The organism is Fructilactobacillus sp. X7R7C1, from assembly GCF_059901065.1.
Genome location: NZ_JBWXVF010000003.1, coordinates 90,021 through 112,499, shown reverse-complemented (window position 1 = coordinate 112,499; position 22,479 = coordinate 90,021). Strand labels below are relative to the sequence as shown.

Here is a 22,479-nt window from a genome sequence, read left to right as displayed (position 1 = left end):
GCTACTTGTCACCTCCGAAATGCTTCTGAAAGAAACTAATCGCACGAGTCACAATCGTTGGATGTTGCTCCTGTCGATCACGAGGAATCAACTGACTTCTCAGGTATTTCAGGTAATCCTCCTGAGTCATCCCACGAAGAAGCTCATTGTTTCTAGTGATTGAAACTTCTCCCGTTTCTTCTGAGATAACAATCGTTAAAGCATCGGAAACTTCCGAGATTCCAACGGCAGCACGATGACGAGTTCCCAATTCCTTAGGGATCAAATTACTCTGCGATAACGGTAAGTAGGCAGCCGCTGCAGCAATCTTATCATCCTTAATGATGACCGCTCCGTCATGAAGAGGCGTATTGGGAATAAAAATGTTAATTAATAACTGACTTGAAATGTCAGCATCAAGCTTAATCCCGGTCTCAATGTATTCTTCTAGCCCGGTATGCATTTGAATGGTGATTAACGCTCCAATTCGACGCTTAGACATGTATTGAATTGCTCCATCTAAAGCATTAATCATTTTTTTGGCTTTTTCATCCTGATTCTGGGTTGCTCTAAAGAGTGAGCCGCGTCCTAATTTTTCAAGTCCGCGTCTAATTTCAGGTTGGAAGATGATAATGCATCCAATAACTCCCCAATTGATAATTTGATCCAGAATCCAAGATACCATCGTCAGTCCTAAATACCAACTGGCAATTTTAGCGATAATAATTACAATAATGCCGCGAAAAAGTTGCACTGCCCGAGTGCCACGAAGAAGCATGATTAACTCGTATATCACGAGCCAGACAACCAATATATCAATTAAGTTGCTTAGGTTATGTAATGTAAATAAGCTACTCCAATCAATCCCCATAGAACGACCTCCAATTTGTATATTATTATATCACTGAATTATTGCTGAAATAAAGGCAGTTAACTAATTCCAAATGTTAAAAAAATTAAATTCTATGGTTAAATTTCTAGTTTTTTTTGCTAATTTGGGGTTTAATTTATATATAGAAGAAAAGGGGTCAAATTATAATGTCACAACATAAAAGATGGCAAGTTAGAATATTTTTCATCGGGTGGATCGTGCTTTTATTCATGTTTCTACGTGATACACGCTTCGGTTTTTTAGCGCTCAACACCCTTCTAGGATATATCCCAATTGAACTTAGTTTCCACATCGGTAACAAACCACACCAAAATAGTTTCGTGTTCTGGATCCTATCACTTCTGTGGTTATTGTTCTATCCCAATTCACCTTACATTCTGACCGACCTACTTCATCTCGCTTGGCTACATCCTGATGAAGCCAATGGATTACTTCGACTTGATCCGCACGTCTGGTTTTTATACACATGTCTGATGATCAGTGCATTAAGCTGTGCCTTTATCGGTTTCTGGAGTTTAGTCCACGTTGCTAAGGCCATTGACGTTAAAATTCATTTATCCGGTAATTTTTCTAACTTCGTTACAATTGTGATTCTAACGGTTGCAAGTTCCATCGGACTATTCATTGGACGGTTTATGCGAGTCCACACAATTTACCTCATCCTTTCACCGAGGATGTACATTCGACCATTTTTAAACATGTGGAATATGCACATGGTCGTATTCGTATTTTTGATGACCGTTCTACAGTTAATGATCTACTGGATTTATTCCATTATCAGTAATAATAAGGAATAATATAAAATCCCCCACTTATCAATAAGTGGAGGATTCTTTAGTTATCACTCAACATTAGCGTTTCCTTATAATTAATGTCCTGACGCAAGTGGAGGCCCATCGCGTGACTAACTTTTTTATTATTAATCAATTGCTCCACAGCGCGACGCTCTGCTTCCAGTGCAACCGACCGCAATCTTAACAACTGATACTCAAAGACTTCATCATCTTCGTCGGGATCATCGTATGAATTGGCCCGTTCAATCTGACTCTGATAGAAAGTGACAATAAAGTGAACAATTTGTGAGTCAAAGTCCTGACCATTAATGTCGCTTCGACTTAAAAAGTCTGAAATAGCATCAATGGCGGCCTGATCACCAACAATCGTAACAAGTCTTAATTCACTCTTGGTCTTTTTACTTTCTGATTCACTTACCTGCCAGGTTTTAATGGAATGAAGAATCGATGAAAACCATCCCGGATAGTACCAGTGATTTTTGCGATAGCCGTCGTAACCATTTGCAAACATTCGACGTTCCTCACGATTAATCCTTCGATTTGCAATCCAGTAAGTATCTTTTGAGATTTGTTGTTCACGATACAAATCTTTAACCGCGTCACGTTTTCCTTTTAAAGCAACTCGTCTCAAACTAAGTTCTTCATTGAGAGACGTACTTTCTGCACTATCGTCTCTCGTCTTTCTTAAAAGTTTTCGTAACTCAACCTGATAATCCAAAACAATATCATATACCGCTCGTTCATTATCATTGGTCTTATTATTTTCAAGACTGACAATGGCACTCTTTACGATGTAAATCCGAGCAGCATCTTCCGAAATATAGCCCTCCTGCTCATCTTCTTCATCTTCCGTCTCATCATCATCTTCATCCTTATCAATCAATGAGGCTCGGGTCTGAAGTGAACTAGCCTCTGGGGAAATGATTGGCAAGATAATGGTAGCCGCAACTAAACTGATCACGATAACCATTGCGGCAATAAAAAGCATCAAAGAACGGTCGGGAAACTCCTTTCCATTCGATAAAAATGCGGGAACCGAAAGAATTCCTGCCATGGTAATGGCACCACGAACCCCGGAAATTCCAGCCAATAGCGCAACCGACAAACTGGGCTTCTTATTGGACCGTTTAGTAATGTAGTACGAAAAGAATTCGTATCCTAAAATCCAGACCACTCGAATTACCAAAAGAGCCACCCAAACGGCAAAAGCAATCCCAAACGAAGCTAAAGTTCGATATTCCGATCCATTGATGACCACCCTAGTAGCAACCGGTAATTCAATACCTAAGATTAAAAACACAATCCCGTTTAAACAGTAAACAATGACATCCCAAGTACGATTGGTCAACAAGTTGACTTCTGGTGACTTGGTATTGGTAACGTTAGTCTGTAAGTGATCAATAATCCCAGCGGCAACCACCGCAATAACTCCCGAAGCATGAAGAAGATCTTCAGCAATTACATAAATAATAAACGGTGTCAAGATGTGCAGGACGACGTTAAAAATCACGTCATTGAAGTGTACCTTTAATAACAAATTACGAAGAACAATAATTAAAGACATTCCAACAATTCCAATGATCAAACCCACTAGTGCGGTATAAACAAAATCAACCGCAGCGTGTTCCAAAGAAAAGTAACCGGTGACAACTGCAGCAATCGCATATTTAAACGCAATTAGTCCACTAGCATCGTTAATCAAGCTCTCACCTGATACTAGATGCAAAATATTACTTGGAAGATGAACACGCTTTGAGATGGACTGAACGGCAATTGGATCGGTTGGAGACAAAATCGCAATTAGAGCAAAACAGGCTGCCAGTGGCATTGATGGTACCAGCAAATTAACGAAATAACCGCCAATAATGGTTGTAATGAACACCAACCAGATGGCATTTTCAAAAATGGGGCCACGTAATTCCCAAAGTTCTCGTTTTGGAAAGTCACGACCATCATTAAATAGCAATGGTGCGATGAACAGCAATAAAAACCAGTCCGTGTTTAAATCAATTTTGAATTTAAAGAATAATGCTAATCCTAAACCAAGCAAAATTTGAATCAAACTAACTGGAATCTTAGTGACATAGTGAGAGATAATGCTAGAAAGCAGGACTAAAACTATTAATGTGATGACTGCTTCAACTATTACCATAAGCTATGCTTCCTCCTATTTTGGCTCACCAATAATTCGAACCTCAGTCTCAAGGTGAACCCCATTATCTTTATACACAGTTTCCTGAACGTGCTTAATCACGTTTAAATAATCAGTAGCGGTGGCACCCCCAACGTTAATGATAAATCCGGCGTGTTTTTTGGACACTTCAGCTCCGCCAGAGCGATATCCCTGTAGTCCAGCATCGTGGATCAACTTTCCAGCAAAGTATCCTTTAGGACGCTTGAAAACACTCCCACATGAAGGCCATTCTAAAGGTTGCTTTGACCTTCTCAGGTAGTTCAAATGATCCATCTCGTTTTGAATCTCACGTTTATTCCCAGGTTCAAGTTTAAAGGTCGCTTCCAAAACAACGTCCCCATAGTCTTGAATACTACTATGACGATAACCAAAGTCTAACTGGTCGTTATTTAAAACAATAATATCACCCTTACGCGTCAAAACCGTGGCTGATTCAAGTGCATACTGGGTCTCTCCCCCATAAGCACCGGCATTCATAAACACTCCGCCACCGACACTGCCAGGAATCCCAGCAGCAAATTCTAATCCAGTCAAACCGGCTTTTTGAGCAGCCTTAGTTGCATCAATGTAAGCAGCCCCAGCCTCGGCAATTACCCGATGATCTTCAGTTCTAATGTTATTCATTTGGGTCAAAATCATGGTTAACCCACGAATTCCACCATCTCGTACGATTAGATTACTGGCATTTCCCAGCACAGTAAGCGGCATTTTAATTTCATTTGTATAATTTAATAATTCTTCGGTTTCTTTAAATGATGAAGGAAATGCAAGAAAATCAGCTTTCCCACCAGTTTTAGTCCAAGAATACTTGGAAAGTGGTTCATCTTTTAAAATTTTAATATCCTTGAATTTTTTTGTTAAATCTTCAGTCATTCGTCATTTTCCTTTCTAATTATCCATATTACATTCTAGCACGTTATCATTATTTAAACACTTCTGATCGTGCTATACTGGCATTAAAGGAGGGGATACAATGAATTTTATCTCATGGAATGTAAATGGTTTACGTTCAGCAGTTAAAAAGAATTTTTACGAATTTTTTAATGAAACTGATGCTGACTTTTTTAATGTTCAAGAAACTCGAGTTCACGAAAATGATATTGCTTTAGAAGTACCAGGTGACTATTACCAGTACTGGGACTCAGCGGAACGCCCCGGCTACTCAGGCGTAACTACTTTCACAAAACATAAAGCTGATAACGTGTTTTATGGTGTTGATGGAAGCGACACTGACACCGAGGGCCGTTGTTTGACACTCGAATATCCTGACTTTTATTTAATTAATACCTACGTACCCAATTCAGGCGAAGAGCTGCAAAGACTCGACTACCGTCTTGATTGGGACCAAAAATTTATTACCTTTGTAAGTAAACTTGCTGAAAGAAAGCCGGTCGTGATTGGCGGCGATATGAGCGTTGCTTATCAACCAATTGACATTGATGACCCAGAAGAAGATCACCACAAGGCTGGATACACCCAACAGGAACGTGACGATTTTGGTCGATTATTAGCTTCTGGATTTGTAGATACCTTTAGAGCACTTCACCCTTACCAAAGTGGTGCCTATACTTGGTGGAGTTACCGTTACGACGAGCGAGCCCAAAATCGTGGTTGGAGAATGGATTATTTCTTGGTTTCTAACTCAATTCAAGATGACGTTGCCGAGTCAAACATTCTTGGTGAGGTAACCGGCTCAGATCATGCTCCGATCCAATTAATTACTGATGGACTTAAGATTGATTAGAGGAGAATTGTTAAATGAATTTTGCGGCAATTGACTTTGAAACTGCTGCGGGCCAACGGGCCAGCGCTTGTTCGGTCGCATTAACGGTAGTAAGAAATAACGAAGTCGTTGATGAGTTTTACTCATTAATTAACCCCGAATGTGAGTTTAACTGGCGCAATATCAATGTTCATGGTATTCATGAAAAAGATGTAATTGACTCACCAACCTTTCCAGAGGTGTGGAATCAAATTAGCCCCCTCTTTGATAGAAATAAGCTGGTGATTGCCCACAACAATAATTTTGATAATAGTGTATTAAAAAAGAGTCTGGAAAGGTATGGTTTATCAAAACCACACTATCAGACTCTTGATACCGTTAAGACTTCCAAAAAGTTTTACCCTGGATTTGTTAACCATAAGTTAAACACGGTTAGCGAGAACTTAGGGATCGAATTAAAACACCATCATAATGCGCTAGATGACAGCTTAGCGTGTGCTAACATCTTAATTTATGAATACCAGCAGTTTGGTAAAAACGCCGTTAAACCGTTCGTCAAGTTAATATAAAAAGACTGAGATATTTTCTCAGTCTTTTTTTACGTTCATTTTCATTTCAATTACATGATCGTCATGTTCACTAGTGATAAATCCTAATTTTTTGTACAATCGAAACGCCCCTAAATTGGACTTTAAGACCGTCAATCGCAATTCATTAAGGTGACTAAAAGCGCGCACCCAGTCAGTTGCTTCCCGAATCAGATTGGTCCCAAGTCCAATGTCCTGATAATCAGCTAAAACGGCGACACCAAGTTCCCCGGCAGTCTCGTCAACCTGACTAACGCTCAAGACTCCAATTAATTTCGTCCCAGCAACTGCCACTAAAATGATGTTAGTCCCAGTGGCATTCACCGCGTCAATGGCATCTGCTTCGGTTTCAGCGGTCAATTGATCAATCTGAACATCCGTCGTAAAGTTACTAGATTCTTGACTTAATCGTTTCATTAGCTCGATTAGTTCTTCGGAATCGTCCGATTTAGCAGCACGAATCGTAATTTCTTCATTATCCTTTGCCAAGCACTAAGTCTCCTGACTTTAAAATTGAATCAAAATGCTGTCCCTTAGCAGTCATTTCAATTGTCCGATCGTTATCCCCCAGATCATCATTTCTAGTAAATCTGATTCTCAAGTACTGGTCGGGAAGTTCGTCCTCCGCAAATTTGGACCATTCAACGACGCTGACTCCATCACCGTTAAAATATTCATTCAGACCTAATTCGCCGGCTCCTCCCTCTTCAAGACGATAAACGTCCATGTGATAAAGGGGCAACCGTCCATTTTTGTATTCCCGAATAATGGTAAAAGTCGGACTTTTGATGTTTCGCTTAATTCCGAGACCTTTCCCAAGTCCCTTTGTGAAGGTGGTTTTTCCCGCGCCAAGGTCGCCATCGAGTAAAATAACGTCTCCAGCTTTTAAATCCGGGGCGAGTTCTTCGCCTAATTTTTCGGTTTGATCGGGACTATCAACCTTAAATTTAATCAATTCAATCGCCTCAAATTAAAGTGCTTGAGTAGCCGTGATAATGGCTACCTTGTAAACATCTTCAGCATTGCATCCCCTCGACAAATCAGAAACTGGTTGATTCAATCCCTGAAGAATTGGACCAATGGCTTCAAATCCACCTAAACGTTGGGCAATCTTGTAACCAATGTTTCCTGACTGAAGCTCTGGAAAGACAAAAACAGTTGCCTGACCAGCAACGTTTGAACCAGGTGCCTTACTCTTTGCAACCGCGGGAACAATCGCAGCATCAAATTGGAGTTCCCCATCAATTGGAGTATCTGGATCTAACTTTTGGGCAATCTTGGTTGCACTTTGAACTTTATCGACTTCTGGTCCCTTAGCTGAACCCTTGGTTGAAAAACTAAGTAAGGCAACTTTGGGATCGATATCAAACAACCGGGCGGTATGTGCACTTTCAACGGCAACTTCACCAAGTTGTTGATCATCAAGTTCAATGTTAATGGCACAATCTGCAAACAAGTAACGAGTATCACCCTTTTGCATGACAAAAGCACCACTAATCAACTTCACACCTGGTTTAGTTTTAATAATCTGAAGTGCTGGACGAACCGTATCACCAGTTGGGTGAGCTGCACCGGACACCATTCCATCAACGGTTCCCATGTATACCATCATCGTGCCAAAATAATTCGGATCTTTCAACCATTGCTGAGCTGTTTTTTCATCCGTTTTGCCATTACGCCGTGCAACAAGTGATCTAACCATCTCGTTGAACGTGTCAGAATCAACGTTTTGGATATCAATGATGGTAATTCCGTCTAAATCATTTCCGTTTTCTTTAGCAACTTGTTTGATTTTGTGGGGATCACCCAATAACGTTGGTTCAACCAAATTATCTTTTTTAAGCCGACTAGTTGCTTCAATAATTCTTGGATCTTCCCCTTCAGGGAATACTAACTTAATGTTTTTATCGTTAATCTTTGCTTTCAAACTATCAAAAAGGTCCATAATTAACTCTCCTTATTAGTGGCAGTGACGTGTTCCGGTAATTTCCAGTTAATCGGCGTCTCACCCATGGCTTTTAGTGCTTCATTCGTCTTTGAAAACGGTTTTGAGCCAAAAAAACCTCGATTCGCAGAAAGGGGACTGGGATGAGCCGACTGAATCACAATATTAGCGTCAGTATTAATCAACTTAATCTTATCCCTAGCAGCCCTTCCCCATAAGATGAAGACAACTGGTTCAGGACGCTTTGACAATTGTTCAATAGCATAATCAGTGAGTCTTTCCCATCCTTTGCCACGATGAGAAAAAGCCACTCCATCTTGAACGGTCAAAACGGAGTTTAACAACAATACCCCTTGCTCAGCCCAACTCTTTAGATAACCGTGATTAACTGGTTTAATTCCCAAATCACTTTGTAATTCCTTATAAATATTCTTTAAAGATGGTGGAACAGCTACGCCTGGCATTACCGAAAAGCTAAGACCATTGGCTTGATTAGGACCATGATATGGATCTTGTCCCAGAATAACGACTTTCACCTTACTAAATGGGGTCCATTCAAATGCCTGAAAAATATGGTGCATTTCTGGATAAATCGTCTTGTTATTATACTCTTCAACCAAAAAACGCCTTAACTTTTGATAATATGGTTTCTCAAATTCTGGTTCCAAAATTGGCCACCAGTCGTTATGAATAAACGGTTTCACTATTAACACCTCCAATTTATTCTACCATAAAATGTGAATTTTTAGGCAAGCAAAAAGAGAGTGCTATTGCACTCTCTTTTAATTAATAATGTTTCATAACGCGATCAATTTGCCGTTGAGTATCACGTTGCTTTATGGTTTCACGTTTATCATATTCACGCTTCCCTTTAGCAACCCCAATCAGCACCTTAGCGTAGCCATGTTTTAAATAAACTTTTAAGGGAACAATGGTAATTCCCTTAGTCAAAGTCGCTTCACCAAGTTTTTTGATCTCTTTTTTATGCAGCAACAACTTTCGATTACGCAATGGATCATGATTAAACTGGTTTCCTTGCGCATACTCACTGATGTGGACATTCATCAAATAAGCTTGTCCGTTTCTCACCTGCACGAATCCGTCCTTTAGATTCATACGGCGTTCTCTAACTGATTTAATCTCAGTTCCCGTTAGTGAGATGCCAGCTTCATAAGTATCAGAAATAAAGTAATCATGTCGGGCCTTTCGGTTAGTTGCCATTACGTTCTTTTCAGTTGGTTGATGCTTTTTTCTAGCCATGTTCCCATCCCCTATTTTTTGCGACTATTAGATGGTTTGGTTCTGATTTTAAACGAATGACCTTTTTTACCGTTCTTTCTACGATCTTGATTCTTATAACTCTGACGACGATTTTTCCCATCAGAATGTTTGCCACTGTGATGGTGCTTATCATTTTTATGTTCCTGTTTTGGGAGAAGTTCACTCAATGGAGCATCTTCTGGTTTAACGATCTCAAAGTCAACGGTCATCTGATCAACGTCGGCCGCAACACATTTAACCCGTAACGTTTGTCCAATCTTATAAGTTCTTCTGGTATTTCTACCAACAAGCGCCAAGTACTTTTCAACGTACTCATAGTAATCATCATTCATCTTGCTGATATGAATAAGACCTTCAACGGTGTTTGGAAGTTCAACGAACATTCCGAACTTCATCACTGAAGATACAACGGCATCGTATTCCTCACCAATATGTTGAGTCATGTACTCAGCCTTCATCATCGAATCAACGTCTCTTTCGGTGTCAACACCGCGACGCTCAGTTTCTGAACAGTGAACCGCAACTTCTCCAACCTGGTCAGCATAAGTTTGTTTGGTAACATCATTAATCCCATTATCTTCATAATAATGAACTAAACGATGAACAAATAAATCAGGATAACGTCGAATTGGTGAAGTGAAATGGGTGTAGTATTTGGCACCTAATCCAAAGTGTCCGACACATTTATCACTATATTTGGCCTGTTGTAAACTTCTAAGCATCATTACTGATACCATTGTTTCTTCAGGAAGTCCGTGTACTTTACTTAAAATGTTCTGTAAAGTCTTGGGAGTTAAGTGATCTGGATCAGCTTTTACTTCAATTCCAAAAGCCGTCAAGAACTCAAAGAAATCCTTAACTCGCGTTGGATCTGGCGTCTCGTGGACACGATAAATGAAAGGAACTTTAAGTCGATAGTAAGTTTCAGCAACAGTTTCATTTGCAGCCAACATGAATGATTCAATCATTCGTTCGGCTAAACCTCTCGTTCTAAGTTTAATATCAACGGGTTTACCTTCTTTGTTCATGATGATTTCTGCTTCATCATCATCAAAATCGATCGCCCCACGACGCTTTCTTTGCTTATATAAAATTCGGTGTAACTCAGCCATGGTTTCAAACATTGGTACTAAATCATGATATTCTTCTCTCGTTTTCTTATCATGTGATTCAAGAATATTATTGACAGCTGTATATGTCATTCGAGCCTTCGACTTCATAACACTCGGATGAATCCGCTTTTTGACAACTTTTCCTTGCGGATTAATCTCCATATCACAACTTAAACACAACCGTAACTGTCCCTCGTTTAACGAACAAATCCCGTTTGATAGACGGCGAGGCAACATTGGAATAACTCGGTCGGTCAAATAAACTGAGGTTCCACGTTTATACGCCTCACGATCAAGTAGTGTTCCTTGTTTAACGTAGTGACTAACGTCAGCGATGTGAACCCCTAAATGATAATTGCCATTTGGTAATTTCCATGCCGTGACGGCATCATCCAAATCTTTGGATGATTCTCCATCAATGGTAACTAACGTCTGATCGGTAATATCTTCTCGTCCTTTGGTTTCTTCAGGCAAAACATGGTCTGGAATAGCATCTGCTTCTTCTAGAACATCTTCTGGAAATTGGGAAGGAACATCATGAGCATAGACAACCTGTAAAATATCAATTCCAGGGTCATCAACACTTCCAATTACTTGTTTCACAATTCCAACCATGTAATCCGGATGCTCGTTACTTGGATATTCCGTAATATCAGCAGTAACCACTTCTCCTGGAGTAGGATGAAGACCAGCATCTACCACGTAGAACTTGAATCCTGCTAATTTTTTGTCTTTTAAAACAACCTGACCAAGATAACCATGATCATCATCAGTCTTACGAAATTCACCAACCACATGAGTGTAATGATGTTCTAAAATACTAACCACTTTAGCTTGTGGACCCCGATCAGAATCTTTTTCACCTGGCTTAGTAATCTGAATCTCAACCTTATCCAGGTTCATTGCATGCATCGTTTCATCAGGTGCGATAAAGGCATCAGGTAATTCATCATCATATCTAACAAAGCCAAATCCCTTTGGATTAGAGTGGAAAATCCCCTCTAGCTTCAACTCACTGGGATTAACCTTAAAATCACCGTTTTCAGTAACCACAACGGCACGGTCTCGTTCCAGTGAAGCGAGCTCTGAAACGATTAATTTGAAAGCTGATGATCCATGATAATTCAAATCATCAGCTAATTTTTCGACACTATAACTTTGATCAGGATGTGATTGTAACTCCTGCTCAATTTCATTTTTTAACTTATTATCTTGCAATATATTTTCCTCTACAATCCAATTGACTTATACGTCAATTATAAATCTCATTCTTTAATAAACGCTAGTAATCCGCTTTAAATGCAAAAACCCCCTGTTTAACAGGAGGTTTTTTATTAATGTGATGAAATCCACATTAGAATTAATGCGATACCAAAGAAAAAGATTCCTAGTACCACAGTCACTTTTTGCATAAATGCCTCAAAGCCCCTCGGCTTGGACTCAGAGGAAGAATCGTTTGCACCACCAGAGAGTGATGACATTGCATCATTATTTTTAGAAGGTTGCATTAAAACTGCACCAATAATGAGAATACTAACGATCCATAATAATATCATCAAAAGATTATTCAAAAAAATGCCTCCTACCCATCAGCTAAACAGGCTTATCAATACTTTAATTAGTTTAGCATAAACTAGGAGTTATTTCCAGTCCATCATTATTTCTCAGTTCGATTGGTCCTAATAAACAAAATCGAACTGAACAGCAAAATTACCATTCCAATCAGTGAAAGAAGTTCGCTGGTGCGTTCCCCGGTTTGAGGTAACCTTTTAGTAGGTTGGCGATTCGTATGGGTTCTGTTTACCCCATGTTTACTTCTTCTCACGTGAACCGTTGCCATTGGATCGTGGTTCGCATCTAGATACGGAGCGTGATGAGTGAAATTACGTCGATTATACTTGCTCATTCCGTTTTCATTTGGCATTTGAACAGGACGACGCCCAGATCTTTTTTTACCACGTAACAACACTGGATTCATCCCATTTTCAAGTATCTTCTTCGTGGGTTCATGCTGATCTTTCTGCTCCTTACTACTCTGACTGATACGTTTTACCATTGGCTCATTGTGATTCCCAACTATTTTTTTCTCTGGGGCGATTCTACCTGATTCATGAGGTCGGTTATCTGGCAGAGGCAGATCTTGAGAATGAGCGGTCTTTTTAGTCGGTTCATCCGGTACGATTGGTTTACGATTATCAGCCGGTTGAACCGGACGATCGTGCTTATGATCATTAGATGGAACTACTCCATCAGAATCTGGATGATCGTTACTTGGAATTGGTTTAATCGGAATGTGAGGTGACGGAATCGGCAAATCTTCGTCTTTATTGTAGTTAAAAACGACCACGTCAATTCCCACATAGATTGGTGAAATACTTTTATCTAAATGAAACCCAGGAATTAGTGGCGCCTTGATATCAGCTCGATTTTTGACGTTCACTCTGGCAATGTCAAAGGCATACGATGAATCCTTTTCTCCGTCCTTATTTACCCAATGTTTATGAGCAGTAATGGTGTATTCGCTTGCCCTCACATTTGGAGTGAAAATCTTCAGTGATAATCCAACTGTAATTGCAATTAATGCTAAAAATAATGAAAATTGTTTTGTAATATTCATGTTTCTCCTCCTCTTTCTGTGATTAAATACGAGGAAGGTTTACGAACTCACGAAATTTATGTAAAAAAAAACACCTTCATAACGAAGGTGTTTTTAAATCAATTATTTTTTGATGATTGCTTCTTTTGCTTCTGGACTCAAGTTGTAGAATGAGTTAATTCCCTTGTACACAGCAACTGATCCTAATTGATCTTCAATTCTCATCAATTGATTGTACTTAGCAATTCTTTCACCACGACTCATTGAACCAGTCTTGATTTGACCAGTGTTTAAAGCAACAACTAAGTCTGAAATAGTGGTATCTTCAGTTTCACCAGAACGGTGAGAAATAATTGCAGTGTAACTAGCTTCCTTAGCCATGTTAACGGCATTAACAGTTTCAGTTAAAGTACCGATTTGGTTAAGTTTAATCAAGATTGAGTTAGCAACGTTCATCTTGATACCCTTTGACAAGTACTCAGTGTTAGTAACGAACAAATCATCACCAACGATTTGAACTTTCTTACCTAAGCGCTTAGTAGCCATTTGCCAATCTTCCCATTCGTTTTCATCTAGTGGGTCTTCGATTGAAATGATTGGGTATTTTTCAACGATGCTGTCAAGCAAAGTGATGAATTCATCAGCATTGTATGATTTACCGTCACCAACCAAGTTGTACTTCTTAGTGTCGGCATTGTAGAATTCTGAAGCGGCACAGTCAAAGGCAATTGAAATGTCCTTACCTGGCTTGTATCCAGCACGCTTGATTGCTTCAACTAAGATTTCAAATGGCTCTTCGTTATTCTTCAAATCAGGTGCAAATCCACCTTCATCACCAACAGCAGTTGAGTATCCACGTTCTGCTAAGATTGCTTTCAAGTTATGGAATGTTTCTGATCCCATTCGAACAGCTTCTCTAAATGATTTTGCACCAATTGGCATAATCATGAATTCTTGGAAATCAACCTTGTTGTTAGCATGCTTACCACCATTGATAACGTTCATCATTGGAGTTGGAAGAACATGTGCATCGAAACCACCTAAGTAGTTATATAATGGAACGCCAAGTTCGTCAGCTGCAGCTCTAGCAGCAGCAATTGAAACGGCTAAGATTGCGTTAGCACCTAACTTAGCCTTATTTGGAGTGCCATCAAGTTTGATCATAGCTTGGTCAATACCTAATTGATCAGTTACATCGAAACCAACGATTTGTTTGGCAATAATGTTATTAACGTTGCTAACAGCTTTAGTAACACCCTTACCCATATATCTATTTTTGTCTCCGTCACGAAGTTCTACGGCTTCGTGTTCACCAGTTGAGGCACCAGATGGGACGATTCCACGGCCCATTGCACCGTCTTCTGTGTAAACTTCAGCTTCAACAGTTGGATTTCCACGTGAATCCAATACTTCGCGAGCATAAATATCAGAAATAATTGACATGTTATCTCTCCTTAGTGAATTTGTTACCTATATTTAAAGGTCAACTTAATTCTATTAGTTTAGGCTTTAACTTGCAATCATAATAACTAATTATTTTGCAAATCTTGGTAATTCGCAAGCTCCAAAAATTCCTTTGGTTCAAGACTACTTTTACCGGCTAAAATCCCGTCAATATCAATTTGTTTCATAAGCGAGATGATGTTATTTGGGTCCACACTTCCACCATATAAGATTCGAATCTGGTTAGCAATATCATCCGAGTAAATGTCAGCTAAAGTTTGTCTAATTAGGTAACATCCCTCTTCCGCTTCGGTAGTTGAAGCACTATGACCTGTCCCGATTGCCCAACTTGGTTCATAGGCAATAACGACCTTTAAAGCGTCTTTTTCGGAAACACCCTTTAAACCAGCTGTAACCTGGTTAACTACCCAGTGGATTCGATCACCAGTCTCAAGTCGTCCCATCGTTTCATCACAACATAATATCGGCTTCATATTGTTATTTAAAACCGCATGAACCTTCTTATTAATGATGTCATTAGTCTCGTTAAAGTAACGACGTCTTTCAGAATGACCAACGATCACGTACGGGATTCCCATCTGACTGAGAGCTTTAGGACTAACTTCCCCAGTATAAGCACCCTCATTTTTGTAAAAGCAATTTTCAGCTGTTACGTGCAATGGACTCGATCCGTTGGCTTTAAGCATTGATTCAAGAAACAACGGTGAAGCTGCAAGAGCCGTTTCAACGTTTTTAGGATCTGGTATTTTACCTTTGATATCAATCACAAATTGAACTGCTTCATCTAAAGACAAGTTCATTTTCCAGTTCCCACCAATAAAGGGAATACGCATGATACTTCTCCTCTCATAATTCATCTTTACCTACATTTTAGCCGAAAGAGAAGCAATAAGCTAGAAAATTGATACAAACAAAAAAGTCACCGATTAAATCGGTGACTTTTAAATTACTTTTTATCAGAAATTGATGCAATCCCTGGAAGAGTCTTACCTTCAAGATATTCAAGCGAAGCTCCCCCACCAGTTGAGATATGGGTAAGCTTATCAGCCACACCTAATTCCTTAACAGCAGCGGTTGAGTCTCCACCACCAACGATGGTAGTAGCATCAGTTAATGTACCCAAGAATTTACCAATTGCCAAGGTTCCCTTAGCAAACTTAGGAAATTCAAAAACACCCATTGGTCCGTTCCAAACAACGGTCTTGGCGTCCTTTAAAACGTCTTCGAATAATTTAATACTCTTAGGACCAATGTCAAGACCCATCATGCCGTCTGGAATTCCACCATCAACGACTTCAGCCTTTGCATCATTTGAAAACTTGTCGGCTACTACTGAGTCAACAGGTAAGACGATCTTGTCGCCACCTTTTTTAAGGATATCTTTAGCAACATCAATCTTATCTTTTTCAACAAGTGAATTACCAACTGGGATTCCCTTAGCGGCATAGAATGTATAGGTCATTCCACCACCGATAATAATCTTATCAGCCTTGTCCAATAAGTGATCGATCACACCAATTTTGTCAGAAACTTTAGCACCACCAAGAATTGCGATAAATGGATGCTTTGGATTATCAACAGCGTTACCTAAAAACTTAATTTCTTTTTCCATTAAGTATCCGGCAGCAACTGGCTTACCAGCCTTTTCCATTGCTTTAGCGATCCCAACGTTTGAAGCATGTTCTCTATGAGCAGTTCCAAACGCATCATTAATGAATTCATCACCAAGTGAAGCCCAGTATTCCCCTAACTTAGGGTCATTACCAGATTCACGTTTAACATTCTTACCATTAACAACATCTTCATAACGAGTATTTTGTACCAAAAGGACTTGGCCGTCAGACATGTTGTCAATTGCCTCTTCAAGCTGCGGACCTTCAGTAACAGGAACAAATGTAACTGGTTTGCCAAGCAATTCAGCTAATTTTTCTGCAACTGGGCGAAGTGATAAACCGGGTTTATCATCTTCTGTTTTAATTCTGCCTAAATGAGAGAATAAGATTGCTTTACCACCATGATCAATTACGTACTTGATTGTTGGAAGAGCAGCAACGATTCTGTTGTCATCACCAATTTTACCGTCCTTAATTGGAACGTTAAAATCAACACGCATCAGAACTTTTTTACCTTGAACATCTAAATCATCAACGATTACTTTTGCCATCGTGATTGCCTCCAGTGTTAGTTATATTTTATAAAGGAAAAGACGGAAGAGATTTCCCTCCTCCGCCTTTTCAAAGTTGCAATCTAAAATTATAGAGTAGCAAATTTCAACAAGGTACGAACCATGTTGCAAGTGAAGCCCCATTCGTTATCGTACCAAGCAACAGTTTTAACTAATTGAGTGTCACCACTTTGGGTGATTTCAGTTTGACCTGGATCAAATACTGATCCGTGTGAGTCATCGATAACGTCGGTTGAAACCATGTAGTCATCAGCATAACCAAAGGCATCGTTTGCATGACTCTTCATAGCATCGTTAACTTCTTCAGCAGTGACGTTCTTGTCTAAGACAGCTACTAATTCAGTTAATGAACCATCAGCTACGGCAACACGTTGTGCGTGACCTTTAAGGACACCATCAAGTTCTGGAATAACCAAACCGATAGCTTTAGCAGCACCACTTGAGTGAGGTACAGTGTTAATAGCTGCGGCACGGTTGTTTTGTAACTTAGCGCTACGTGGACCATCTTGAAGTGCTTGTGAAGCAGTGTAAGCATGGACAGTAGTCATAGTACCTAACTTAACGCCAAAGTCTTTGTTCAACCAGTAAGCCATAGGTGCTAAACAACTAGTGGTACATGAACCAGCAGAAACGATCTTGTCTTCTGAAGTCAAATCATCCATGTTAACACCAGGAACAACAGTAGTCATTTGACCAGCAGGTGCTGAAATCAAGACACGCTTTGCACCAGCGTCAAGGTGAGCTTGTGCTTTTTCTTTTGATGTGTAGAAGCCGGTACATTCAAGTACGAAGTCAACACCATCATTTTTAACCCAAGGAATGTTCTTTGCGTCACGTTCTGCATAAACTGGGATACGAGTACCGTTAACGATAATTGCATCTTCAGTAGCTGAAACGTCACCGTCAAAGCGACCATGAACTGAGTCATATTTTAGTAGGTAAGCTAACATTGAAGGGGTAGTTAAATCATTAATTGCTACAACTTCGATATCACTTGAATTCAATTCAAGGATACGTCTGAATGCTAGACGACCAATTCTTCCGAAACCATTAAGACCAATTTTTGTAGTCATAATATGCTTCCTCCTTTTGGAATAATCAAATTTTAATACATTCACATCTTAACACTTTTGCCAAATCATGTCAGTGATTAAAAACACCAAATGACAAGCTACAAGCGATAAAATTGTGACAATGAATTCGAAATTCATTACCAGAAATAGTATAGCAAAAACAAACCCCATTTGTAATTAAAAACCATTATTATCTTGAGTTTTTTCCTCTAATCTACTATATTTAATATTGTGTTGCGCGTGTAGTGTAATGGATAGCACGTAAGATTCCGGTTCTTGAGATGACGGTTCGATTCCGTCCATGCGCATAAAGCAGTGAGAGAGTCTCGCTCACTGCTTTTAATTTCTTTCAATTGACCATTACCGTTATAATAGAGGTTAAGTCGAACTGTAGGAACTTATATATGAAATTAAACGCAAACCTTAAAAAATATCGAAAACAAAATCAATTAACTCAAGCAGAAGTTGCCAATAAAATTAACGTTTCAAGAAAAACCATTTCAGCGTGGGAAAATGGTAGAAGTAAACCTGATCAAAATGCGATAAGCAACCTTGCTACCCTTTATCAAGTTCCAGTCAGTAACCTGACCGGTCACAACCCTGAAAATAACCACAAACCAAAATTAAGTTTTAGACAAAAGATGATCCGTATAAAACGGTATGGTTATATCTCAAAGTATGCTTACTTTTTTGAGCTGGTCTTACTCGTAATTGGGATAATATTATTTATTTTGCCCTTTAATTTACGTGACCTTTGGTTAATCCCCCTCTTCGTGATTGACATTTGCATCATTATTCTCTATGAGAAGAACTGGAAAACCATTACACAAGACAAACCTTTAATGAAAAAGGTCGAGATTTTATCTCCGATATTATGGGTAGTAATCTTTATAATTGGTTGTGTTATCAATCTTGATGCCATGCTTAGTCATGATTTAATGATGAAAGTCGGAACCATTATTGGTATAATTATGTTTTCATTTACATTAAGTATTGGCTTGATTCTTGGAATCTTGTTTCCGTTAAAGCGGATGACGGTTAAGCGTTCGTCTAAAAATTAATTAGACAGTTCCGGCTAACAAGGGCTGTTCTGTAAGCAATGTAACCCATAATGTAACCGTTAAATAGACAAATTTATTAATATTTTATTGAGACTAGCCATACATAGCTAGCCTTTTGTGCGCGAACAACTTAAGATAGTTAATGGAGTTTGGTTAGCAGAAATAATCAATTTAATAAGCAATTGAAAAGGAGAGGATACTATGTGTGGATTTACTGGTTATATTAACCAAAATAATATCCCGAAGGATACTATCAAAAGCATGGCTAAAAGAATTAAACACCGTGGACCAGATGATGATGGTTTCTTCCAAAATGATGAAATCTCAATGGGTTTTCGTCGTTTATCAATCATTGACTTAGCCAATGGTCATCAACCAATGTTTGGTGATAATGATACCGACGTTTTAACCTTTAATGGTGAGATTTATAATTATAAAGATTTACAAAAAGAATTAATTGCAGTAGGTCAAAAATTTGATACTGACTGTGATTCAGAAGTTTTAATTCGCGGATACGAAGCATGGGGTCCGAAAAAATTACTTTCAAAGCTTCGCGGAATGTTTGCATTTACAATCTACGATTCAAAGAAACACCAAGTCTTCGGAGCTCGAGACCACTTTGGTATCAAACCACTCTACTACTATGATGATGGAACGAACTTCATGTGGGGATCCGAAATCAAAGCCTTTTTGGCAAACCCTAATTTTAAAAAGGAACTGAATACCAAATTATTACCAGTTCACTTAAGTTTTGAATTCATCCCATCATCAGAAACAATGTTTAAAAACGTTTATAAGGTGATGCCAGGACAGTATTTCATCTATAAAGATGGTAAAACTACCACTGACACATACTACAAGTACAACTACGATCACATTGATAATTCGCAAACCATTGATGGGGACGCTAAAAAGATCGAAGGATTAGTTGATGACAGTGTTAAGGCGCACATGGCGTCTGACGTTCCTTTGGGTAGTTTTCTCTCAAGCGGTGTCGATTCCAGTTATGTGCTCAATGAAGCCGCTAAGATTAAACCCATGCAATCATTTTCACTTGGGTTTAACGGTTCTAAGTACAGTGAATTAAAATGGTCAACTAAGTTTGCAAAAGAAATTGGACAAAAGAACACGGCCACCACAATTGATGGTGAGGATTACTTCGATTTCCTTCCTACTATGATGTACTACATGGACGAACCACTGTCTAATCCTTCTGCTCCACAACTTTACTACCTGTCACATAGTGCTAGAAAAGACCTAATTGTTTCATTATCCGGTGAAGGTGCTGATGAATTCTTTGGCGGATACAATACGTACCTTGAAGCTTTTACCTTTGAGAAGTACCAAAAGATGGTACCAAAGTTTGTTAGAACCGCTCTCGGTAAAATCGCCTCATCACTCCCACGTTTTCACGGTCGTCGTTTCTTAATCCGTGGTGCTCAACCGTTGTATGAACGATACTATCGGGTTAACTACGTGTTTGACGAACACGATCGTGAGCGCGTCTTAAAAGATAAATCACTTAACTTCGATACTGGTCAGTACACTAAGCATATCTTTGATGAAGTGGCTGGCAGGGACGAAGTAACGCAGGAACAGTACTTTGACATTAACACCTGGTTACCCTTTGATATCCTGCAAAAGGCTGACCGGATGAGCATGGCTAACAGTCTTGAAGTTCGAACTCCACTAGTTGACAAAGACGTAGCAGAATTCGCCAAAACGATGCCAACTAAAACTCGAATTTCATTTGATAAAGACGGCAATCCAATCACTAAGGTGGCCTTTCGAAAAGCGGCTTCCTCGCAAGTACCAAAGGTCGTTGCCGACAAAGAAAAACTAGGTTTCCCATCCCCAATCGCACAATGGATCAAAGAACCCAAATACCATGATAAAATCGAAACAGCATTTCATTCCGATATTGCCCAAAAGTTCTTTAATGTGGACGAATTAGACCGCATCCTGAAAGAACACATGGAAGGTAAATCCAGCATGCAAAAGATCTTTACCATCTACACTTTCATTCTTTGGTATGGCGTCTACTTCCCAGAAGACACCAAGATGAACTACAATAAAGAAGTTGATTTACACAAATACTCACGTGAATCAATCGCATAATTATCATCAAGCAAAGTTTTTGACCTTTATTGACCTTTAATGTAGAATGACTTTTATAACTTGATATAATTTGAAATTATCAAAGGAGGAGTATGGATATGAATTTAGTTCCAACTGTCATCGAAAACTCACCACAAGGTGAACGTGCATATGACATTTACTCACGTCTTCTAAAAGACCGAATCATTATGTTATCCGGTGAAATCCAGGATGATATGGCTAACGCAATTATTGCTCAACTATTGTTCTTGGATGCTCAAGACTCTGACAAAGATATCTACTTGTACATCAACTCACCAGGTGGTGTTATCACTTCTGGAATGGCAATCTACGATACGATGAACTTCATCCACGCCGATGTTCAAACCATCGTAATGGGGATGGCAGCATCAATGGCCAGTGTCTTGGCTTCATCTGGTGCCAAAGGAAAGCGCTTTGCATTGCCACATGCTCAAATCATGATTCACCAACCATCTGGTGGTGCTCAAGGTCAACAAACTGAAATCGAAATCGCCGCAAAAGAAATTTTGCGTGCTCGTAAGATGATTAATGAATTACTTGCCGAAAATTCCGGTCAACCCCTTGAAAGAGTTAACCGTGATACTGAACGAGACAATTATCTTACTGCTGACGAAGCAGTCGATTACGGTTTGATTGATGGTATCATGAAAAACAGTTCTGACAAAAAATAATTAGTTTCTGTTTATAACAAAAGCAGCAATTAGAATTATTATTCTAATTGCTGCTTTTTTGTTTAATCAAGAATCTCGAAGTTCACGATAAACTTTAGTAATCTTAACTGGGGAATAATTAATCAATTCTACTTCTCTTTCTTTTGTTTCAAAATCATTTTGAAACAAATCATATTCTTCCACACCATGAGAAGAAGCCAAATCGTTATTTTTACTCTCATCAAATATAGATGCAAACGTAATTTCTTCTCTTTTTACTTTTATTACCCCATACTTTTTAGGCAATAATTTCCATTCACTAAAGATTATTGGATCACCAGTACTAGTTTCTTTTGTTAATGCATCCCCTTGAACCATATTAGCCTGAATTATTGTTTTTGCACTTTTAATAACATCTCTACTGGTTTTGTCAGCAAAATGCGTTTTTACCACATTTTTATAAACCTCATCAAATTCTAAAATCATATTCATAACCAACATTTCAACATTATCTTCAAGTAACTCAATTCCATAAATTGAAGATAGCCCTATTAAAACTTTTTCATCATATTCTTTTTTGGATGAGCTTAACTTCTCTGCTAATTTCATTTTTTTCTTTAGAATCTCTATTAAAAATGCTCCTTGTCCAGCTGAATGTTCTAAAAAAGTCGAATTTAGTATGTTAAAGGCTTTTTTTAGTTCAGGTTGATTTAGCATAAATTTTACAATCTTTTGTGGAGTGAAAACTTCACCATTGTTTTTAACTCTGTCAACAGATCCTACTAATTTTTTTTTTGACATTTA

General features: G+C 38.9%; 22 protein-coding genes and 1 tRNA gene. 7 read left to right on the top strand and 16 right to left on the bottom strand.

The genetic code is table 11. From position 1 onward, the window contains the following. Position 1 precedes the first annotated feature (1 nt). On the bottom strand, positions 2 to 850 hold the full coding sequence (gene cdaA, locus AC6UDC_RS05380) for a diadenylate cyclase CdaA (RefSeq protein ID WP_500694311.1): 849 nt from the start codon (positions 848 to 850) through the stop codon (positions 2 to 4). Between the two features lie 167 nt (positions 851 to 1,017). Here cdaA and AC6UDC_RS05375 point away from each other — a divergent pair, with 167 nt between their 5' ends. Next, positions 1,018 to 1,668 carry a DUF1361 domain-containing protein gene (locus AC6UDC_RS05375; protein ID WP_500721666.1) on the top strand — a complete coding sequence of 217 codons (651 nt, stop codon included), beginning with the start codon at positions 1,018 to 1,020 and terminating at the stop codon, positions 1,666 to 1,668. Between the two features lie 37 nt (positions 1,669 to 1,705). On the opposite strand, the gene AC6UDC_RS05370 is transcribed toward AC6UDC_RS05375, so the two are convergent. Both AC6UDC_RS05370 and murB read right to left on the bottom strand, forming a co-directional pair. Then, positions 1,706 to 3,817: a cation:proton antiporter gene (locus AC6UDC_RS05370; RefSeq protein WP_500721663.1), complete on the bottom strand. Its 2,112-nt coding sequence runs from the start codon at positions 3,815 to 3,817 to the stop codon at positions 1,706 to 1,708. Positions 3,818 to 3,832: 15 nt separating this feature from the next. Then, positions 3,833 to 4,732: a UDP-N-acetylmuramate dehydrogenase gene (gene murB / locus AC6UDC_RS05365; RefSeq protein ID WP_500709406.1), complete on the bottom strand. Its 900-nt coding sequence runs from the start codon at positions 4,730 to 4,732 to the stop codon at positions 3,833 to 3,835. A 100-nt stretch (positions 4,733 to 4,832) separates the two neighbouring features. Here murB and AC6UDC_RS05360 point away from each other — a divergent pair, with 100 nt between their 5' ends. Then, on the top strand, positions 4,833 to 5,603 hold the full coding sequence (locus AC6UDC_RS05360) for an exodeoxyribonuclease III (RefSeq protein ID WP_500694307.1): 771 nt from the start codon (positions 4,833 to 4,835) through the stop codon (positions 5,601 to 5,603). A 14-nt stretch (positions 5,604 to 5,617) separates the two neighbouring features. Beyond that, positions 5,618 to 6,151, top strand: coding sequence for a 3'-5' exonuclease (locus AC6UDC_RS05355; protein WP_500721662.1), 534 nt, complete (start codon positions 5,618 to 5,620; stop codon positions 6,149 to 6,151). An 18-nt stretch (positions 6,152 to 6,169) separates the two neighbouring features. On the opposite strand, the gene AC6UDC_RS05350 is transcribed toward AC6UDC_RS05355, so the two are convergent. From AC6UDC_RS05350 to gap, 12 genes are all read right to left on the bottom strand, one after another. Then, positions 6,170 to 6,658 carry a GNAT family N-acetyltransferase gene (locus AC6UDC_RS05350; RefSeq protein WP_500721660.1) on the bottom strand — a complete coding sequence of 163 codons (489 nt, stop codon included), beginning with the start codon at positions 6,656 to 6,658 and terminating at the stop codon, positions 6,170 to 6,172. Next, positions 6,645 to 7,124 (bottom strand): tRNA (adenosine(37)-N6)-threonylcarbamoyltransferase complex ATPase subunit type 1 TsaE, encoded by a 480-nt coding sequence (gene tsaE / locus AC6UDC_RS05345; RefSeq protein ID WP_500694304.1) that lies wholly within the window; start codon positions 7,122 to 7,124, stop codon positions 6,645 to 6,647. Before tsaE ends, AC6UDC_RS05350 begins: the two co-directional genes overlap by 14 nt. Before the next feature lie 15 nt (positions 7,125 to 7,139). Then, positions 7,140 to 8,114 carry a phosphate acetyltransferase gene (gene pta, locus AC6UDC_RS05340; RefSeq protein ID WP_500721657.1) on the bottom strand — a complete coding sequence of 325 codons (975 nt, stop codon included), beginning with the start codon at positions 8,112 to 8,114 and terminating at the stop codon, positions 7,140 to 7,142. 2 nt (positions 8,115 to 8,116) lie between these two features. Continuing rightward, a complete protein-coding gene (locus tag AC6UDC_RS05335; RefSeq protein WP_500694302.1) occupies positions 8,117 to 8,818 on the bottom strand; it encodes a uracil-DNA glycosylase in 702 nt (233 codons plus the stop codon). 82 nt (positions 8,819 to 8,900) lie between these two features. Beyond that, positions 8,901 to 9,374, bottom strand: a complete 474-nt coding sequence (gene smpB / locus AC6UDC_RS05330) for an SsrA-binding protein SmpB (RefSeq protein WP_500694301.1) — start codon at positions 9,372 to 9,374, stop codon at positions 8,901 to 8,903. Positions 9,375 to 9,385: 11 nt separating this feature from the next. After that, positions 9,386 to 11,725, bottom strand: coding sequence for a ribonuclease R (rnr, locus tag AC6UDC_RS05325; protein WP_500694300.1), 2,340 nt, complete (start codon positions 11,723 to 11,725; stop codon positions 9,386 to 9,388). Between the two features lie 116 nt (positions 11,726 to 11,841). Beyond that, entirely contained in the window at positions 11,842 to 12,078 is a 237-nt protein-coding gene (secG, locus tag AC6UDC_RS05320) for a preprotein translocase subunit SecG (RefSeq protein WP_500694299.1), read from the bottom strand. A gap of 86 nt (positions 12,079 to 12,164) precedes the next feature. Then, on the bottom strand, positions 12,165 to 13,124 hold the full coding sequence (locus AC6UDC_RS05315; protein WP_500721655.1) for an LPXTG cell wall anchor domain-containing protein: 960 nt from the start codon (positions 13,122 to 13,124) through the stop codon (positions 12,165 to 12,167). A 102-nt stretch (positions 13,125 to 13,226) separates the two neighbouring features. Next, complete coding sequence (eno, locus tag AC6UDC_RS05310; RefSeq protein ID WP_500694297.1) at positions 13,227 to 14,546, bottom strand: phosphopyruvate hydratase; 1,320 nt, start codon at positions 14,544 to 14,546, stop codon at positions 13,227 to 13,229. Between the two features lie 86 nt (positions 14,547 to 14,632). Beyond that, positions 14,633 to 15,400, bottom strand: a complete 768-nt coding sequence (gene tpiA, locus AC6UDC_RS05305) for a triose-phosphate isomerase (RefSeq protein WP_500721757.1) — start codon at positions 15,398 to 15,400, stop codon at positions 14,633 to 14,635. A 113-nt stretch (positions 15,401 to 15,513) separates the two neighbouring features. After that, positions 15,514 to 16,731 (bottom strand): phosphoglycerate kinase, encoded by a 1,218-nt coding sequence (locus AC6UDC_RS05300; RefSeq protein WP_500694296.1) that lies wholly within the window; start codon positions 16,729 to 16,731, stop codon positions 15,514 to 15,516. Positions 16,732 to 16,820: 89 nt separating this feature from the next. Beyond that, positions 16,821 to 17,825, bottom strand: coding sequence for a type I glyceraldehyde-3-phosphate dehydrogenase (gap, locus tag AC6UDC_RS05295; protein ID WP_500696018.1), 1,005 nt, complete (start codon positions 17,823 to 17,825; stop codon positions 16,821 to 16,823). 236 nt (positions 17,826 to 18,061) lie between these two features. Here gap and AC6UDC_RS05290 point away from each other — a divergent pair. From AC6UDC_RS05290 to clpP, 4 genes are all read left to right on the top strand, one after another. Further along, positions 18,062 to 18,133, top strand: a tRNA-Arg gene (locus AC6UDC_RS05290). 96 nt (positions 18,134 to 18,229) lie between these two features. Further along, positions 18,230 to 18,886 (top strand): helix-turn-helix domain-containing protein, encoded by a 657-nt coding sequence (locus AC6UDC_RS05285; protein WP_500696017.1) that lies wholly within the window; start codon positions 18,230 to 18,232, stop codon positions 18,884 to 18,886. A gap of 201 nt (positions 18,887 to 19,087) precedes the next feature. Beyond that, positions 19,088 to 21,004 (top strand): asparagine synthase (glutamine-hydrolyzing), encoded by a 1,917-nt coding sequence (asnB, locus tag AC6UDC_RS05280; RefSeq protein ID WP_500707329.1) that lies wholly within the window; start codon positions 19,088 to 19,090, stop codon positions 21,002 to 21,004. A gap of 98 nt (positions 21,005 to 21,102) precedes the next feature. Further along, positions 21,103 to 21,696 carry an ATP-dependent Clp endopeptidase proteolytic subunit ClpP gene (gene clpP / locus AC6UDC_RS05275; RefSeq protein ID WP_500694292.1) on the top strand — a complete coding sequence of 198 codons (594 nt, stop codon included), beginning with the start codon at positions 21,103 to 21,105 and terminating at the stop codon, positions 21,694 to 21,696. Between the two features lie 66 nt (positions 21,697 to 21,762). Here clpP and AC6UDC_RS05270 read toward each other — a convergent pair whose 3' ends face one another. Continuing rightward, a complete protein-coding gene (locus AC6UDC_RS05270) occupies positions 21,763 to 22,476 on the bottom strand; it encodes an N-6 DNA methylase (RefSeq protein ID WP_500707328.1) in 714 nt (237 codons plus the stop codon). Between the last annotated feature and the right edge of the window lie 3 nt (positions 22,477 to 22,479).

What these genes read in the sequence shown, in the direction of transcription:
- cdaA (WP_500694311.1), bottom strand. Translation starts at nt 850, where the DNA reads ATGGGGATTGATTGGAGTAGCTTATTTACATTACATAACCTAAGCAAC.
- AC6UDC_RS05375 (WP_500721666.1), top strand. Translation starts at nt 1,018, where the DNA reads ATGTCACAACATAAAAGATGGCAAGTTAGAATATTTTTCATCGGGTGG.
- AC6UDC_RS05370 (WP_500721663.1), bottom strand. Translation starts at nt 3,817, where the DNA reads ATGGTAATAGTTGAAGCAGTCATCACATTAATAGTTTTAGTCCTGCTT.
- murB (WP_500709406.1), bottom strand. Translation starts at nt 4,732, where the DNA reads ATGACTGAAGATTTAACAAAAAAATTCAAGGATATTAAAATTTTAAAA.
- AC6UDC_RS05360 (WP_500694307.1), top strand. Translation starts at nt 4,833, where the DNA reads ATGAATTTTATCTCATGGAATGTAAATGGTTTACGTTCAGCAGTTAAA.
- AC6UDC_RS05355 (WP_500721662.1), top strand. Translation starts at nt 5,618, where the DNA reads ATGAATTTTGCGGCAATTGACTTTGAAACTGCTGCGGGCCAACGGGCC.
- pta (WP_500721657.1), bottom strand. Translation starts at nt 8,114, where the DNA reads ATGGACCTTTTTGATAGTTTGAAAGCAAAGATTAACGATAAAAACATT.
- smpB (WP_500694301.1), bottom strand. Translation starts at nt 9,374, where the DNA reads ATGGCTAGAAAAAAGCATCAACCAACTGAAAAGAACGTAATGGCAACT.
- AC6UDC_RS05315 (WP_500721655.1), bottom strand. Translation starts at nt 13,124, where the DNA reads ATGAATATTACAAAACAATTTTCATTATTTTTAGCATTAATTGCAATT.
- eno (WP_500694297.1), bottom strand. Translation starts at nt 14,546, where the DNA reads ATGTCAATTATTTCTGATATTTATGCTCGCGAAGTATTGGATTCACGT.
- tpiA (WP_500721757.1), bottom strand. Translation starts at nt 15,400, where the DNA reads ATGCGTATTCCCTTTATTGGTGGGAACTGGAAAATGAACTTGTCTTTA.
- AC6UDC_RS05300 (WP_500694296.1), bottom strand. Translation starts at nt 16,731, where the DNA reads ATGGCAAAAGTAATCGTTGATGATTTAGATGTTCAAGGTAAAAAAGTT.
- gap (WP_500696018.1), bottom strand. Translation starts at nt 17,825, where the DNA reads ATGACTACAAAAATTGGTCTTAATGGTTTCGGAAGAATTGGTCGTCTA.
- AC6UDC_RS05285 (WP_500696017.1), top strand. Translation starts at nt 18,230, where the DNA reads ATGAAATTAAACGCAAACCTTAAAAAATATCGAAAACAAAATCAATTA.
- asnB (WP_500707329.1), top strand. Translation starts at nt 19,088, where the DNA reads ATGTGTGGATTTACTGGTTATATTAACCAAAATAATATCCCGAAGGAT.
- clpP (WP_500694292.1), top strand. Translation starts at nt 21,103, where the DNA reads ATGAATTTAGTTCCAACTGTCATCGAAAACTCACCACAAGGTGAACGT.
- AC6UDC_RS05270 (WP_500707328.1), bottom strand. Translation starts at nt 22,476, where the DNA reads ATGTCAAAAAAAAAATTAGTAGGATCTGTTGACAGAGTTAAAAACAAT.